This is a genomic window from Streptomyces sp. NPDC091272, from assembly GCF_044757485.1.
Lineage (GTDB): Bacteria > Actinomycetota > Actinomycetes > Streptomycetales > Streptomycetaceae > Streptomyces.
Genome location: NZ_JBIVVC010000001.1, coordinates 903,231 through 918,656, shown reverse-complemented (window position 1 = coordinate 918,656; position 15,426 = coordinate 903,231). Strand labels below are relative to the sequence as shown.

Below are 15,426 nucleotides of genomic sequence, written 5' to 3'. Positions count from 1 at the left end.
GACGGCGTCAGTCGCCGAACTCCTTGTCGCCCGAGGGTCCCGACGGCGTCAGTCGCCGAACTTCTCGCCCTTCGCCGCCTTCTCCACCAGCAGCGCCGACGGCTCGAACCGCTCGCCGTACGTCGCCGCCAGCTCGCGGGCCCGCGCGACGAAGCCCGGCAGGCCGCCCTCGTAACCGTTGATGTACTGGATGACGCCGCCGGTCCAGGCCGGGAAGCCGATGCCCATGATGGAGCCGATGTTGGCGTCGGCGACCGAGGTCAGCACGCCTTCCTCGAAGCAGCGGACCGTGTCGAGGGCCTCGGAGAAGAGCATCCGCTCCTGCATGTCGGTGAAGGGGATCTCCGTGCCCGGCTTCGTGAAGTGTTCCCGGAGCCCCGGCCACAGCCGCGTGCGCCTGCCGTCCTCGCCGTACTCGTAGAAGCCGCCTCCGCCGCTGCGTCCCGGACGGCCGAACTCGTCGACCATCCGGTCGACGACCGCGTCCGAGGGGTGTCCCGGCCAGACGCCGCCCGCCTCCTCGACGGCCTTCTTGGTCTCGTTGCGGATCTTGCGCGGCAGGGTGAGGGTGAGCTCGTCCATCAGGGAGAGGACCTTCGCCGGGTAGCCGGCCTGGGCCGCGGCCTGCTCGATCGACGCGGGCTCGATCCCCTCGCCGACCATGGCGACACCCTCGTTGATGAACTGGCCGATGACGCGGGAGGTGAAGAAACCGCGGCTGTCGTTGACGACGATCGGCGTCTTCTTGATCTGGCGGACCAGGTCGAAGGCGCGGGCCAACGCCTCGTCGCCGGACCGCTCGCCCTTGATGATCTCGACCAGCGGCATCTTGTCGACCGGCGAGAAGAAGTGCAGGCCGATGAAGTCCACGGGACGTGACACACCTTCGGCGAGGCCCGTGATGGGGAGCGTGGAGGTGTTGGAGCACAGGAGCGCGTCGGGTTCGACGATGTTCTGGATCTCCTGGAACACCTTGTGCTTGAGGGCGGTGTCCTCGAAGACCGCCTCGATCACCGCGTCGCAGCCCGCGAGGTCCGCGGGGTCGGCGGTGGGAGTGATGCGGGCGAGGAGCTCGTCCCGCTTGGCCTCGGTGGTACGGCCGCGGGAGAGCGCCTTCGCGAGGAGCTTCTCGCTGTACGCCTTGCCCTTGGCTGCGGCCTCCGGGGAGACGTCCTTGAGGACGACCTCGATCCCGGCGCGGGCGCAGGAGTACGCGATGCCGGCGCCCATCATTCCGGCGCCGAGCACGGCGACCTTGCGGACCTTGCGGGGTTCGACGCCCTGCGGGCGGTTCGCACCGGAGTTGACCGCCTGGAGGTCGAAGAAGAACGCCTGGATCATGTTCTTGGCGACCTGCCCCGTCACCAGCTCGGTGAAGTAGCGGGCCTCGATGGTCAGCGCGGTGTCGAAGTCGACCTGTGCGCCCTCGACCGCCGCCGCGAGGATGTTGCGCGGCGCGGGGTAATTGGCCCCGCCGGTCTGCTTCTTGAGGTTGGCGGGGAACGCCGGCAGGTTCGCGGCGAAGCGCGGGTTGGAAGGCGTGCCGCCAGGGATCTTGTACCCCTTGACGTCCCAGGGCTGCTGCGACTCGGGGTGGGCGTCGATGAAGGCGCGGGCCTGGGCGAGCATCTCCTCGCGGGTGGTGGCGACCTCGTGGACCAACCCGTTGTCGAGCGCACGCCGCGGGCTGTACTGGGTGCCCTGGAGCAGGACCTTGAGGAGGGCGTCGGCGATGCCCATCAGCCGTACGGTACGGGTGACGCCGCCGCCCGCGGGGAGCAGGCCGAGGGTGACCTCGGGCAGGCCGATCTTGGAGCCGGGCGCGTCCAGTGCGATGCGGTGGTGGGAGGCGAGGGCGATCTCGTAACCGCCGCCCAGGGCCGCCCCGTTGATGGCCGCGACGACGGGCTTGCCGAGCGTCTCGATCCGGCGCAGCGAGTTCTTGATGGCGGTGCCGGTGTCGAAGGCCTGCTGGGCGTTCTCCGGGCCGACCTTGATCATGTCCTTGAGGTCGCCGCCCGCGAAGAAGGTCTTCTTGGCGGAGGTGTAGATGATGCCCCGGATGGAGTCCCGCTCGGCCTCGGCGCGGTCGGCGACCGCCGCGATGGAGGCCTTGAAGGCGGCGTTCATGGTGTTCGCGGACTGGTTCGGGTCGTCGAGCACGAGGGTGACGACGCCGGTCTCGTCCTGCTCCCAGCGGATGGTGGTGGGCTCGCTCATGTTCTGGCTTCTCCGTATGAGGGTGGCGGCGGGCGGGACGAGGGTCAGACGCGCTCGACGACGGTGGCGACGCCCATGCCGCCTCCGACGCACAGGGTGGCGAGGCCGTAACGCTTGTCCTGACGCTCCAGCTCGTCGACGAGGGTGCCGAGGATCATCGCGCCGGTGGCGCCGAGCGGGTGGCCCATGGCGATGGCGCCGCCGTTGACGTTGACCTTGTCGAGGGAGAGGCCCATGTCCTGGGCGAAGCGCAGCACAACGCCCGCGAACGCCTCGTTGATCTCGACCAGGTCGATGTCGTCGATGGTCAGGCCCGCCTTGGCGAGGGCCTTGCGGGTGGCGGGGGCGGGGCCGGTGAGCATGATGGTGGGCTCGGACCCGGAGACGGCGGCCGAGACGATACGGGCGCGGGGCGTGAGTCCGTACCGCTCGCCGACCTCCTTGGTGCCGATGGCGACGAGGGCGGCGCCGTCGACGATGCCCGAGGAGTTGCCCGCGTGGTGGACGTGGTCGATCGACTCCACCCAGTGGTACTTCTGCAGCGCGACCGCGTCGAAGCCGCCCATGTCGCCGATGGCCGCGAAGGACGGCTTGAGGGAGGCGAGCGAGTCGGCGGTGGTGCCGGGGCGCATGTGCTCGTCGTGGTCGAGGACCAGCAGGCCGTTGCGGTCGCGGACGGGAACGACGGAGCGCGCGAAGCGGTTGTCCTTCCAGGCTGCGGCGGCCCGCTCCTGGGAGAGTGCGGCGTACTCGTCGACGTCACGGCGCGAGTAGCCCTCGATGGTGGCGATCAGGTCGGCGCTGATGCCCTGCGGGACGAAGCCGTTCTCGAAGTTGGTCATGGGGTCGTTGAACCAGGCGCCGCCGTCGGAGCCCATCGGGACCCGGGACATGGACTCGACCCCGCCGGCCAGGACCAGGTCCTCCCAGCCCGAACGGATCTTCATGGCCGCCAGGTTGACCGCTTCGAGGCCCGAGGCACAGAAGCGGTTCTCCTGGACCCCGGCCACCGTGTCGGGCAGTCCAGCGGCGATGGCGGCGGTGCGGGCGATGTCGGATCCCTGGTCGCCGACCGGGCCGACGACGCCCAGGACGATGTCGTCGATCGCGGCCGGGTCGAGGCCGGGGAAGCGGTGGGTGATCTCGTGGATGAGGCCGACGACCAGGTCGATCGGCTTGGTGCCGTGCAGGGCGCCGCCGGCCTTGCCGCGGCCGCGGGGGGTACGGATCGCGTCGTACACAAACGCTTCGGTGGTCAAGACGAGTGCCTTTCGGAATACGGAGGGAGAGGAGTACGGGAGGCAGAGGAGGAGGCAGAGGGCGAGGGACCGGCGGACCCGAGGGGGTCAGCCGAGGAGCGAACGGCCGATGATCTCCTTCATGATCTCGGTGGTACCGCCGTAGATCGTCTGGATACGGCCGTCCGTGAACGCCTTGGCAACCCGGTACTCGGTCATGTAGCCGTAGCCGCCGTGCAGCTGGAGGCACCGGTCGGCGACGCGCTTCTGCAGTTCGGTGGCCCACCACTTGGCCATGGAGGCGTGCACGGCATCGAGTTCGCCGTGTGAGTGGTCGACGATGCAGCGGTCGAGGAAAGTCCGGGTGACGGCGCACTCGGTGGCCATCTCGGCGATCTCGAAGCGGATGTGCTGGAGCTTGGACAGCGGCCTGCCGAACGCCTCGCGCTCCTTGACGTACCGGGTGGTGATCTCCAGCAGGTGCTCGGCGGCGGTGATCCCGGCCACCGCGATGCCCATGCGCTCCTGGGCGAGGTTGGTCATCAGGTGGATGAACGCGCCGTTGAGCTCCCCGAGGAGGTTCTCCTTGGGCACCTTGACGTCGTGGAAGAAGAGCTCGGCGGTGTCCTGGGCCTTCTGGCCGATCTTGTCGAGGTTCCGGCCGCGCTCGAATCCCTCGGTACCACGTTCGACGACCAGGAGCGAGAGGCCCTTCGCGCCGCCCTCCGGCGAGGTCTTGGCCACGACGATCACCAGATCGGCCAGGATGCCGTTGGAGATGAACGTCTTGGAGCCGTTGAGCAGCCAGTGGTCGCCCTTGTCCTCGGCGGAGGTGCGGATGCCCTGGAGGTCGGAGCCGGCGCCCGGTTCCGTCATCGCGATGGCGGTGATCGTCTCGCCGGAGCAGAACCCTGGCAGCCAGCGCCGCTTCTGCTCGTCGGTGGAGAGATCGGTGAGGTAGGGGCCGACGATGTCGTTGTGCAGGCCGATCGCGAGCCCGGCGGCTCCGGCGCGGGTGAACTCCTCGGCGAGTACGGCGCTGTAGACGAAGTCCGGGTTGCCTCCGCCGCCGTACTCCTCGGGGACGGCGAGGCCGAGAAGGCCCTGCTTCCCTGCGGTGAGCCAGGCCGCGCGGCTGACGATGCCGTCCTTCTCCCACTGTTCGTAGTGCGGGAGCACCTCCTTGCCGAGGAAGGTGCGGACGGTCTCACGAAAGGCCTCGTGCTCGGCGTCGAACAGCTGACGTTTCATCAGTTTTGGTTCTCCTGTGGTCGGTTCTGCCCGGTGTCGATGCCCGGCACGTCCCATTCGGCGGCCACTTCCGCCGTGTCGGCGCCCGGCAGCGCGGGAGGCCGGTGGATGCCGCCGGGAGTGCCGGAGAAGCGTGGTGCGGGGGCGGGCTGGGTGACACCGCCGTGCTCGACGTAGGTGGAGCGGGCGGCAAGGTGGGGGTGGTGCGCGGCCTCACGCATGGAGAGCACCGGGGCGACACAGGCGTCGGAGGACTCGAAGACCGCTGTCCACTCCTGCCTGCTGCGCTCCTTGAAGCGGGCGGCGATGGTCTCGCGCAGCTCGTCCCAGCGGGCGAGGTCGCCGCGGTCGGGCGCGTCGTCCGCGATGCCGAGCAGCGCGGTGAACTCGTCGTAGAACCGTGGCTCCAGCGCCCCCACCGCCATGTACTGCCCGTCGGAGGTCTCGTACGTCCCGTAGAACGGGCAGCCCCCGTCGAGCAGGTTCGACCCGCGTCTGTCCTGCCAGCCGCCGGCCGCCAGCATGCCGTGCAGCATGGTGGCGAGGTGACTGGCGCCGTCCACGATCGCCGCGTCGACGACCTGGCCGGCGCCCCCGGGGGTACGGGCGTGCTGGAGGGCCGCGAGCACTCCGATGACCAGGTAGAGCGAACCGCCCGCGTAGTCCCCTACGAGGTTGGCGGGCACGGTCGGCGGCTCGTCGGGTTTGCCGATCATGCCGAGGGTGCCGGTGAGGGCCAGGTATCCGATGTCGTGCCCGGCACGCTGCGCGAGCGGGCCCTGCTGTCCCCAGCCGGTCATCCGCCCGTACACCAGAGCGGGGTTGCGGGCCAGGCACACGTCGGGGCCGACACCGAGACGCTCGGCCACGCCTGGCCGGTACCCCTCGATGAGGATGTCGGCGCGCTCGACGAGGTCGAGCACCTGGCCCGGGCCGGCCGGGTCCTTGAGGTCGACGAGCACGGAGCGCTTGCCGCGGTTGGTGAGGTCCTTCGCCGGTTCGACGCCGAGCCCCGCGCCGCCCGGCCGGTCCACCCGTACGACATCGGCGCCCAGGTCGGCGAGGCACATCGCGGCGAACGGGCCGGGGCCGATGCCTGCCAGCTCCACCACGCGCACCCCGTCGAGCGGCCCCTTTGCCCCGATGGCTCCCGTGCCCGCGCCCGCGGCGCCACCTGTGGAGTCCGTGCCCGCTGTCCCTGCCATCAAGCCCCCAGCACTGTGACACAACTGATGTAACAGCAGTGATGCTAAGAACGTGTTCCACTCTGCACAAGCCCCTTGGCCGAGCAAGCGCTTAGTCTTTCGGGCACGTGCACCGACACTTGGAGGGGCGGAAATGCCGCGTCCGTACGACATCGTGCTTTTCGGAGCGACCGGCTTCGTGGGTGAACTGACGGCCGAGTACCTGGCCGCACACGCCCCCGCGGACTGCCGCTGGGCGCTGGCCGGGCGCTCGACCGCCCGTCTGGAGCGGCTGCGCGAGCGGCTCACCAGGATCGACCCGGGCTGCGGCGAGCTGCCCCTGCTGCGGGCGGACTCCGACGACCCGGCGTCGCTGCGCGAACTCGCCCGCAGCACACGGGTGCTGGCATCGACCGTCGGGCCCTACCTCCAGTACGGGGAGGGCCTGGTGGCGGCGTGCGCGGAGGCGGGCACCGACTACACCGACCTGTGCGGGGAGCCGGAATTCCTGGACCGCATGTACGTGGCGTACGACGCGGCGGCCAGGCGGAGCGGGGCCCGGCTGGTGCACGCGTGCGGCTTTGACTCCGTACCGCACGACCTCGGCGCGTACTTCACGGTGCGTCAGCTGCCGGAGGGGGTGCCCCTGCGGGTCGACGGCTTCGTCAGGACGGGCGCACGCTTCTCCGGCGGTACGTTCGCGTCGGCGCTGGGCGCGATGGGGCGCGGGCGGCAGATGCTGCGGGCGGCGCAGGAGCGACGGGCCGCGGAACCCCGGCCGAGGGACGGCCGACGGGTACGGGCCCCCTTGGGCGCGCCGCACCGCAGCGGCGAGCTGTCCGCGTGGGCCCTGCCCCTGCCGACGCTCGACGCCCAGGTGGTGGAGCGGTCGGCGGCCGCGCTGGAACGGTACGGGCCCGACTTCCGCTACCGGCACTTCGCCGCGGTGAAATGGCTGCCGGTCGCGGTGGGCGGGGCGCTCGCGGTGGGATCCGTGGTGGCGGCGGCGCAGGTGCCCGCGGTACGCAAGCGGCTGGGCGCGCTGTTCGCACCGGGGACGGGGCCCGACGAGGCGCGCCGGGCGAGGAGCTGGTTCACCGTGCGGTTCGTCGGGGAGGGCGGCGGCCGACGGGTGTTCACCGAGGTCTCGGGCGGTGACCCCGGGTACGGCGAGACGGCGAAGATCCTCGCGGAATCACTGCTCTGCCTGGCCTTCGACGAACTGCCGGACACCGCGGGACAGGTGACGACGGCGGTGGCGATGGGCGACGCGCTGCTGGAGCGGTTGCAGAAGGCGGGGATCAGCTTCCGGGTGGCGGCGGTCCGCTGAGGCGTGGCGCGGCGCGTCGTGAGCGTCCGCGGAGGCGCGGCGCGTGCGGGTCAGGGGGTCGGCGGTCTTCCGGGAGGGGGGGCCGGCCTCGCCGGGCGACGGGCGGTGCGGGTCAGCCGGATATCCAGCCGGAGATGGTGTAGATCATGCCGCCCGTCCAGCCCAGCATCGCCAGGACGCCGGTGAGCATGGTCATGGCCATCCGGCGGCCCGACCGGTGGACCGTGACGGACTCGAAGTAGTCGGGGACGGAGGGGACGGGGCGGGCGCTGGTGTACATGCTCATGTGATCACCCTGTCCCGTGAACGCGATTTCAAAATCCGTATGCATGGTCGGTTACACGCCTGTTGCTTGAGAGGCCGCTTCGGCCGTCGCTCGGGTCAGGGCACGGCGGCACAGGGAATCCGCGCGGCGGGTGGTCTCCGGCTGGCGGAACGCGACGGCCAGCCGCAGCGTGTGCGCACAGGCGTTGTCGAGCGAGATCCGGTGGCCCACCGACACGAAGAGCGGCTTCACCCCGTCCTGGGTGCGCACGGCGCGGCCGACGACGGAGCCGTCCTCGGTGTCGAGGAGCGGCGAGGAGTCGCCGCGCCGGGGGCCGGGCGGGTCGTGGCGGAAGGTGAAGGGGTTCTTCGCCACCCCGAAGGTGGGCAGCCCGGTGAGCACCCCGAGGTGACTGGCCAGACCGAAGCGGCGGGGGTGGGCCAGTCCGTACCCGTCGCAGACGATCAGGCCCGGGTCGGCGGTGAGCGTGTCCAGGGCGGCCAGGACGGTCGGTATCTCCCGGAACGCCAACAGGCCGGGTACGTACGGGAAGGTGACCCGGCCGGTGGCCGTGGTCTCCTCCACCACGGTGAGGCTCGCGGCGTCGAGCACGACGGCTGCCGCGACGACGAGGTCGCGGGCGTCGTCGTACGCGACGTCGACACCGGTGACGTGGCCGGTGCCGGGCAGCGGTCCGGTCTCGTCGAGGACGACCGCGGTACGCAGTCCGTCCTGGACGGCGCGGGCGGCGGCCTCGTCGGCGGGGGTGGTGTGCGGCGTGTTCTTCATCGTGCTCGTCACTGTAGGACGCGGGTCTGACAGTGCGGCACACGGCGATTCGGCGGCGGGGAGCGGTCGGTACGCTGGCGGCCATGTTCGTACTCGAATTGACCTATACGGCGCCCGTCGAGCAGGTGGACGCGCTGATGACCGATCACGTGACGTGGCTGGACGCGCAGTACGCGGCGGGAGTCTTCCTCGCCTCGGGACGCAAGCGGCCGCGGGACGGCGGAGTGATTCTCGCGGTGGCGGACTCGCGGGCCTCGATCGAGGCGATCGTGGCGGAGGATCCGTTCGTGGTGGGCGGTGTGTGCGCGTACCGGATCACGGAGTTCGTGGCGACGAAGACGGTGCCCGAACTGGCCCCTTACCGGGAACGGGCAGCGTAGGCGACGCCCCGCCGCCCAGAGCGGGCGCCCCTCCAGGGGCGCGGGGAACTGCGCGCCCAGCCACCACGCACCCGCACGTCTCACACCCACGCCCAGGAGGCACCCCCCAGGGGCGCGGGGAACTGCGCGATCAGCTACGACGCGCCCGCGCGAAGGAAACGTCGCGAGAGGGGGCACGCGAAGGGGCACGCTCCGCGCGAGGGGCCGCCCCCTTGCCCACCCGTCCCGCCCCCGGGGGGCGGCCCCGCTGCCCAAGGAGGCTGAGGTGAGGTGGGGAGGGAAGGGACTGCCCCGCTGCCCAAGCGGGCTGAGGGCGGGGCCCCGCCCCGGGGGCTGGGGCGCGGAACGAAAGGGGCTGCCCCACCGCCCAAAGGTGCGCTACAAGGCAGGGAAAAGTCGGGCCACCCTGCCCCCCTCCCCCGCCGCCCAGCACCCCAGGTCCCCCGTGCACGAGACCGTGTCGTACGAGCCGGTGTCGATCTTTCGCCAGCTCCGGCCCCCGTTCAGGGTCAGGTCCGTGCCCGTCGGGCCGACGGCGAGTGCCGCGGAGCGGGTGTGCGGCAGCCAGGCAACCCCGGAGCGGTACTCCTTCGGCGGCGTCGTGGACCGCTGCCACGACCGGCCGCCGTCGGACGTGACCGCCGCCGCGTCCGGTGACGTCTCCCCCGCCCGGTAGTCACCGCCGACCGCGATCCCGTGCGTACGGTCGCGGAAGGCCAGGCCGAAGACGCCGCGGGCCGGATCGCCCGCGGGGACGGAGGCGTCGGCAGCCTTCCAGGTCAGCCCCCGGTCCGCCGAGTGCAGCACCCGGCCCCGGGCACCCCCGCCGGTCGCCAGCCAGACGTCCCGCGGCCCGTTGCTCACCAGGCACTGGCCGCTCGCCGCGAACCCCGCCTCGCCCGGCAGCGCGGCCGGCATCCCCTTGTCCGGCAGCACCTTCCAGGACCTGCCGCCGTCCGCCGTGGAGAGGATGCGGTACTTGCCGTCGACCGGGTCGCTCATCGCCAGCCCGTTGCGGGAGTCGAAGAAGGTCAGGCAGTCGTAGAAGGCCCTGGGGTCAGGATTGCGGAAGGTCTCCTGCCAGGTACGCCCGCCGTCCTCGGTGCGGTACGTCCTGGACGCCTCGCCCTCACCGATGGCGAGCACCACGGCGCGCCGGCCGTCGAACGCCTCGACATCCCGGAATTCCAGTGCCTGCGCTCCGGGCGGCGACACGTTCGCCCAGGTGCGGCCCCCGTCGGCGGTGCGCAGCACGGTGCCCTTGGAGCCGGCCACCCACGCGGTGTGCCGGTTCACCGCCGCGAGACCCCGGAAACGTACGTCCGGCACACCGGTGTCCCCCAGCCGCCACCCGGCCCGAAGGTCCGTACGCGTCTGTGCGTCCGAAGCCGCAGACCCCGTTCTCGCCGAGTCCGCCGAGTCCGCCGCCTGCGCCGGCCCGGCGGCGCCGCACGCGAAGGCCACCGCCGTCGCGCTGAGTCCCGCCGCCATCACGCGTCTCGTCTTCCCCATACGCATCATGGCGCTGGAAGCTAGCGGAGCGGACCGCCGCCGTCCAGGGTGCGCCCGCACGCACCCGTTGCCGCGGCGGTCACGGTCGGCGGGCACGGCCGGCGGGCGCGGCGGGTGAGCACCGCCGTCGTACACCGGCCACCTGCACGAACAGCCGGTGGTACGTGCGGTCGAGTTCACACCCTCCGCACCCATGAGACACGCGTGATGCCGTGTGGCCACGGTGTCAGCGGGAACCAGCCGTACTGCGACCACGCAGGTGTCTGCGGCTCGACGTGAACACAGCCGGAGACGGGTGATGCAGCTCACGCCTGATCCGTGTGCACGGAATTGCGCGTTCCTACGTCTTCCCGGGCGGCAGGACGCATCCACCGAGCATGAGAGGTGCTGGCCTTGTCCACCGTCATCGAGCAGGCCGTGCAGGCCCGTCTGATCTCCACCGCGCCGCAGCTGGAGAACGTTCCCGCGACGTTGAGCTACGACCGCACGGACCCCTTCGCCGTCCACATGACCTTCCCGCCCCCGGCGACCCTGGAGGGCATCGAGGTGGTGTGGTCCTTCGCCCGGGAGCTGCTGGGCGAAGGGCTTGAAGCGGAGGCTGGCGTCGGTGACGTACAGCTGCGGCCGTACGGGTACGGGCGGACCGTGCTGGAGTTTCATGCCGCCGAGGGAGTCGCGATGGTGCACATCAAGACCTCCGACCTGCGGCGTTTCCTGCGGCAGACGCAGGAGCTGGTGCCCCGGGGAACCGAGCACCGCTTTCTCGATGTCGACCAGGATCTGGCCCAGCTGCTGAGCAGCTGAGGAGCTGAGGAGCTGAGCCCCGGCGCGGGAGCCCGGATGGATATTGCTTGCGTCCGTCCTCGCGGCGGGCGTAACGTTCTTCTCGCCCCTGTTGTCGTCGAACGGAGAAGGACGTTGCTCGTCTGAGGTCTGGAACACCGTGCCGCGAGGCAGCCACCTTGGTGTGGACTGCCATTTTCCGCGTGCCGCGTGCGACCTCGGCGTTCGAGCCGTCTTCTCCCCCAGGGGTTCCCAGGATGTGACAGTCGCGCTCTGCGCTCCTGACTGTCTGCGCTCCTGACCTTCACTCCCCCTGGCGCCAGGTCCGCGCGTTCTCGGTGTCTCCACCAGTTGCCACAGAACCACTCACCGCAACCTGGAGGCCCTTGTGTCTACCCACCCGGCCGCGCACAGCCGGAGCACCTCGCTCACCTGCACCGCCCTTTCCTTCTCCTGGCCGGACGGCACCCCCGTCCTCGATGACTTCCAGATCGCGGTGGGCCCCGGCCGCACCGGCCTCATCGGGGTCAACGGATCCGGCAAGTCGACCCTGCTGAAGCTGTTCGCCGGGGTGCTCACACCGACCGACGGCAAGGTGAAGGTCATGGGGAGCGTCGGTTACCTGCCGCAGAACCTCGTGCTCGACACCGGTCTGCGGGTCGACGAGGCCCTGGAGATCGCGGACAGGCGCGCCGCGCTGCACGCCATCGAGGCAGGTGACGCGAGCGAGGAGAACTTCACCGTGGTCGGCGACGACTGGGACGTGGAGGAGCGCGCGCTGGCCACCCTCGGTGAGCTCGGCCTCGGCCACGTCGGCCTGGACCGCACCATCGGCGAGGTGTCCGGCGGCGAGTCCGTACTGCTGCGGCTCGCGGCGCTGCTGCTGAGCCGCCCCGACGTACTTCTGCTCGACGAGCCGACCAACAATCTCGACCTGTACGCACGGCGGCGGCTGTACGACGCCGTCTCGTCGTACTCCGGTGTGCTCGTCGTGGTCAGCCACGACCGCGAACTCCTGGAGCGGGTCGACCAGATCGCCGATCTGCGCGACGGCGAGGTCCGCTGGTACGGCGGCACCTTCTCCGAGTACCAGGAGGCACTCGCCGTCGAGCAGGAGGCGGCCGAGCGCATGGTGCGCGTGGCCGAGGCCGACGTACAGAAGCAGAAGCGCGAACTTGCCGACGCGCAGGTCAAGTTGGCGAAGCGCAAGAAGTACGGACAGAAGATGCAGGAGCAGAAGCGCGAGCCGAAGATCGTGATGGGGCTGCGCAAGCGCGCCGCGCAGGAGTCGGCGGGCAAGCACCGGATCATGCACGCGGAGAGGCTGAAGGACGCGCGTGAACGCCTCGGGGAGGCCGAGGAGTTGGTCCGCGAGGACGCCGTGATCCGTGTCGAACTTCCGTACACCACGGTCCATCCCGGGCGTGACGTGCTGTCCGTACGGGACCTGGTGATGCCGTACGGGGCGCGGCTGGACGGGCAGTTCGAGCTGCGCGGGCCCGAGCGGGTCGCGCTGACCGGGCGCAACGGGGCCGGCAAGACGACCCTGCTGCGGACGATCGCCAAGCAGCTGGCACCGCTGTCGGGCGAGGTAGAGGCGAAGGTGGTGTCGCGGTTCCTGCCGCAGCGCCTCGATGTGCTGGACGACTCGCTCAGCGTCGCGCAGAACGTGGCGCTGCTCGCTCCCGCGGCGACGAACAACCTGATCAGGGCACGGCTGGCGCGCTTTCTGTTCAAGGGTGCCAAGGCGGACCAGGCGGTCGGGACACTGTCCGGCGGCGAGCGGTTCCGCGCCACCCTGGCCGCGCTGCTGCTCGCGGACCCCGCGCCGCAGCTGCTGATGCTCGACGAGCCGACGAACAACCTCGACATGGCGAGCGTCCGGCAGTTGACGGAGGCGTTGCACGCCTACGAGGGGGCCCTGATCGTGGCGAGCCATGACGAACCCTTCCTGGAGTCGATCGGGATCACCCGACGACTGCACCTGGGGGTCGAGCCGGCCGGCCTCGACGCACCGGAGGAGCATCAGGGGCCGGAGGGGCCCTGAGGTCCCGGCCCTTCTCCGCAGGAGGCGGATGCGCATGTCGTCGTACTGGAGGGGAACGCGACCCTCGTGACATCGGCGTGTTCGAAAGCCGAAAGGTTGCGTGACTTGTCTCTCGATGCGCCCTCTCGACCTGCACCTATAACGGTAGGTAGCGGGACGGAACGGACAAGGACTTGGCGACGCGCTCACGCCGCGCTTAACCTACGGTCTCGTAACCTACGAAGCCGTAGGTAACCGCTCTTCGTCCCCATCCCCCCTGGAGTACCCGTGACGATCACCTCTCCCCATCTCGGCAGCTCGGAGGCGTGGACCGACGCCAAGCTGCTGTTCGCACTGGAAGAGGTGGTGGAAAAGGAACTCAACCGCCACCTGAAGGTCACCAAGGACTGGATGCCCCACGAGTACGTGCCGTGGTCGGACGGCCGGAACTTCCCCGGCTACTTCGAGGACGGCCAGGCCTGGGAGCCCGAGCAGTCCAAGGTGACCGAGATCGGCAAGATCGCCCTCGTGGTGAACCTGCTGACCGAGGACAACCTCCCGAGCTACCACCACGAGATCGCCTCCCTCTTCGGACGGGAGGGCGCCTGGGGCACCTGGGTGCACCGTTGGACCGCCGAGGAGGGCCGGCACGGCATCGTGATGCGCGACTACCTGCTCGCCTCGCGGGCGGTGGACCCGGACAAGCTGGAACAGTTCCGGATGGCGCACATGAGTGAGGGCTTCGAGTCCGACAACCGGCACTCGATGCTGCACTCCGTGGCCTACGTCGCCTTCCAGGAGCTGGCCACCCGCATCTCGCACCGGAACACCGGACACCAGTCCGGGGACCCGGTGTGCGACCGGATGCTGGCGCGGATCGCCACCGACGAGAACCTGCACATGGTCTTCTACCGGAACCTGCTGGGCGCCGCCTTCCAGCTGGCACCCGACCTGACCATGCAGGCCGTGCGCGACGTGGTCGTGAACTTCCGGATGCCGGGACACGGAATGCCGGGCTTCGAGCGCGCCGCCGCGCAGATGGCCATCGGCGGGGTCTACAACATCCGCATCCACCACGACGACGTGATCCAGCCGGTGCTGCGCTTCCTGAAGGTCCTGGACATCGACGGGCTCGGCGCCGAGGGCCTGAAGGCCCAGGAGGAGCTCGGGCTCTACATGGGCGGGCTGGACTCGGAGGCGACGAAGTTCGACGAGAAGCTGGCGGCACGGCTGGCGCGGAAGGCCGCGCGGGCGGCAGCCGAGTAGGCGCAGCCCGGGGCGGGGCGGGGAGGGCGTGACGCGTTCTCCCCGCCCCTTCCTGCACGCGCGGTGCGTGAGCCCGGCGCGCGAGGCGGGCGGAGGCTGCGGCAATGCGCAGGCCGCGAAAAGCCGGCCGCTCCCGCGCTCCTCCGTGGAGGACTTGTGGTGGTTGTGACTGCCCGGAGCGAGGACCAGGCAGATGAAGAGGGGATCTCCGCGCAAGGACGGCGCGCGCGCCACGTAATCTGTCGGGCGTGAAACCTCTCACCCGTCTAGTCCTCATCGGCGCCCCGGTCGCCATCGTGGCCACCGCAGTGTTCGGCGGCAACCCCAAGGGGGACGACCCGATCTATGTCGATCCCTACGAGAACGCGGAAGCGTCCGGTGAGGGCGACGACGCGTCCCCCGCGGCGAAGAAGCCCAAGACCGACCAGGAGTTGATAGCCAAGCTGCCGCCGGGCCTCGCGGCTCCCGCGAGCAAGGAGATGGCCGCGCAGATCATCTCCACCGCGGAGAACTCGACGACGAACTGGCGCGGCCAGTACGCCTCGATCCGCGACGTCGGCGACGGCAACGGCTACACGGCAGGCGTCGTCGGCTTCACCTCCGGCACGCACGACATGCTGCAGCTGATCCAGGACTACACCAAGACCCACCCGGACAACCCGCTCGCCGTGTTCCTCCCCGCGCTGGAGGAGGTCGACGGCACCGCGTCGCACGAGGGCCTCGACCCCGGTTTCACCAAGGCGTGGAAGCAGGCGGCGAAGGAGCCCGACTTCATCAAGGCGCAGGACGACGCCCGCGACAAGTACTACTTCAGGCCCGCCGTCGACCTCGCGAAGATGGACGGGCTCAGCACGCTCGGCCAGTTCGTCTACTACGACGCGATGGTGCTGCACGGCCCCGGCATCGACCCGCGCGGTTTCTACGGCATCCGCGACAAGGCCCGCAAGAAGATCAAGCCGCCGTCCGAGACCGCCGCCAAGGACAAGAACAAGGCGCAGAAGGACTACCTGAACGCGTTCTTGCACGAGACGCGCGAAGTGCTGCGGACGAAGAAGACGCTCAACGACACGTCGCGCATCGACACCGCCCAGAAGGTCTTCCTCCAGAAGAACAACATGGACCTGAAGCCGCCGCTGGAGTGGAAGATGTACGGCGACACGTTCCGCATCGCGCACTGACGCC

General features: G+C 70.3%; 13 protein-coding genes. 6 read left to right on the top strand and 7 right to left on the bottom strand.

Annotation, left to right across the window (positions count from 1 at the left end; all coding sequences use genetic code 11):
• Positions 1-48: 48 nt before the first annotated feature.
• The 4 genes from ACIQM4_RS03750 to ACIQM4_RS03735 form a co-directional block, all read right to left on the bottom strand.
• On the bottom strand, positions 49-2,220 hold the full coding sequence (locus ACIQM4_RS03750; protein WP_401585452.1) for a 3-hydroxyacyl-CoA dehydrogenase NAD-binding domain-containing protein: 2,172 nt from the start codon (positions 2,218-2,220) through the stop codon (positions 49-51).
• A gap of 44 nt (positions 2,221-2,264) precedes the next feature.
• Complete coding sequence (locus ACIQM4_RS03745) at positions 2,265-3,479, bottom strand: acetyl-CoA C-acetyltransferase (protein WP_401585450.1); 1,215 nt, start codon at positions 3,477-3,479, stop codon at positions 2,265-2,267.
• A gap of 87 nt (positions 3,480-3,566) precedes the next feature.
• Positions 3,567-4,709 carry an acyl-CoA dehydrogenase family protein gene (locus ACIQM4_RS03740; protein ID WP_401585448.1) on the bottom strand — a complete coding sequence of 381 codons (1,143 nt, stop codon included), beginning with the start codon at positions 4,707-4,709 and terminating at the stop codon, positions 3,567-3,569.
• Entirely contained in the window at positions 4,709-5,818 is a 1,110-nt protein-coding gene (locus ACIQM4_RS03735; RefSeq protein ID WP_401586110.1) for a CaiB/BaiF CoA transferase family protein, read from the bottom strand. The genes ACIQM4_RS03740 and ACIQM4_RS03735 overlap by 1 nt, the downstream gene beginning before the upstream one ends.
• Before the next feature lie 229 nt (positions 5,819-6,047).
• On the opposite strand from ACIQM4_RS03735, the gene ACIQM4_RS03730 reads away from it, so the two are divergent.
• Positions 6,048-7,223, top strand: coding sequence for a saccharopine dehydrogenase family protein (locus ACIQM4_RS03730; protein WP_401585446.1), 1,176 nt, complete (start codon positions 6,048-6,050; stop codon positions 7,221-7,223).
• Between the two features lie 112 nt (positions 7,224-7,335).
• Here ACIQM4_RS03730 and mmpA read toward each other — a convergent pair whose 3' ends face one another.
• Positions 7,336-7,509: a morphogenic membrane protein MmpA gene (gene mmpA, locus ACIQM4_RS03725; protein ID WP_401585444.1), complete on the bottom strand. Its 174-nt coding sequence runs from the start codon at positions 7,507-7,509 to the stop codon at positions 7,336-7,338.
• A gap of 51 nt (positions 7,510-7,560) precedes the next feature.
• A complete protein-coding gene (locus ACIQM4_RS03720; protein WP_401585441.1) occupies positions 7,561-8,277 on the bottom strand; it encodes an endonuclease V in 717 nt (238 codons plus the stop codon).
• An 83-nt stretch (positions 8,278-8,360) separates the two neighbouring features.
• Between ACIQM4_RS03720 and ACIQM4_RS03715 the strand changes: the two genes are divergently transcribed.
• Positions 8,361-8,657, top strand: a complete 297-nt coding sequence (locus ACIQM4_RS03715) for a YciI family protein (protein WP_401585438.1) — start codon at positions 8,361-8,363, stop codon at positions 8,655-8,657.
• 378 nt (positions 8,658-9,035) lie between these two features.
• Here the strand turns inward: ACIQM4_RS03715 and ACIQM4_RS03710 are convergent, their stop codons facing one another.
• A complete protein-coding gene (locus tag ACIQM4_RS03710) occupies positions 9,036-10,178 on the bottom strand; it encodes a WD40/YVTN/BNR-like repeat-containing protein (RefSeq protein WP_401585436.1) in 1,143 nt (380 codons plus the stop codon).
• Between the two features lie 384 nt (positions 10,179-10,562).
• Here ACIQM4_RS03710 and ACIQM4_RS03705 point away from each other — a divergent pair, with 384 nt between their 5' ends.
• The 4 genes from ACIQM4_RS03705 (at position 10,563) to ACIQM4_RS03690 (ending at position 15,422) form a co-directional block, all read left to right on the top strand.
• Positions 10,563-10,973 (top strand): SsgA family sporulation/cell division regulator, encoded by a 411-nt coding sequence (locus tag ACIQM4_RS03705; RefSeq protein ID WP_401585434.1) that lies wholly within the window; start codon positions 10,563-10,565, stop codon positions 10,971-10,973.
• 367 nt (positions 10,974-11,340) lie between these two features.
• Complete coding sequence (locus ACIQM4_RS03700) at positions 11,341-12,999, top strand: ABC-F family ATP-binding cassette domain-containing protein (protein ID WP_401585431.1); 1,659 nt, start codon at positions 11,341-11,343, stop codon at positions 12,997-12,999.
• A gap of 267 nt (positions 13,000-13,266) precedes the next feature.
• Positions 13,267-14,244 (top strand): acyl-ACP desaturase, encoded by a 978-nt coding sequence (locus ACIQM4_RS03695; RefSeq protein ID WP_401585428.1) that lies wholly within the window; start codon positions 13,267-13,269, stop codon positions 14,242-14,244.
• 248 nt (positions 14,245-14,492) lie between these two features.
• Positions 14,493-15,422 carry a chitosanase gene (locus ACIQM4_RS03690; RefSeq protein ID WP_401585426.1) on the top strand — a complete coding sequence of 310 codons (930 nt, stop codon included), beginning with the start codon at positions 14,493-14,495 and terminating at the stop codon, positions 15,420-15,422.
• The last annotated feature ends 4 nt before the right edge of the window (positions 15,423-15,426 follow it).

Bases quoted from the DNA above. Each gene is read 5' to 3' on its own strand.
- ACIQM4_RS03750 (WP_401585452.1), bottom strand. From the start codon at position 2,220: ATGAGCGAGCCCACCACCATCCGCTGGGAGCAGGACGAGACCGGCGTC.
- ACIQM4_RS03740 (WP_401585448.1), bottom strand. From the start codon at position 4,709: ATGAAACGTCAGCTGTTCGACGCCGAGCACGAGGCCTTTCGTGAGACC.
- ACIQM4_RS03730 (WP_401585446.1), top strand. From the start codon at position 6,048: ATGCCGCGTCCGTACGACATCGTGCTTTTCGGAGCGACCGGCTTCGTG.
- mmpA (WP_401585444.1), bottom strand. From the start codon at position 7,509: ATGAGCATGTACACCAGCGCCCGCCCCGTCCCCTCCGTCCCCGACTAC.
- ACIQM4_RS03720 (WP_401585441.1), bottom strand. From the start codon at position 8,277: ATGAAGAACACGCCGCACACCACCCCCGCCGACGAGGCCGCCGCCCGC.
- ACIQM4_RS03715 (WP_401585438.1), top strand. From the start codon at position 8,361: ATGTTCGTACTCGAATTGACCTATACGGCGCCCGTCGAGCAGGTGGAC.
- ACIQM4_RS03710 (WP_401585436.1), bottom strand. From the start codon at position 10,178: ATGATGCGTATGGGGAAGACGAGACGCGTGATGGCGGCGGGACTCAGC.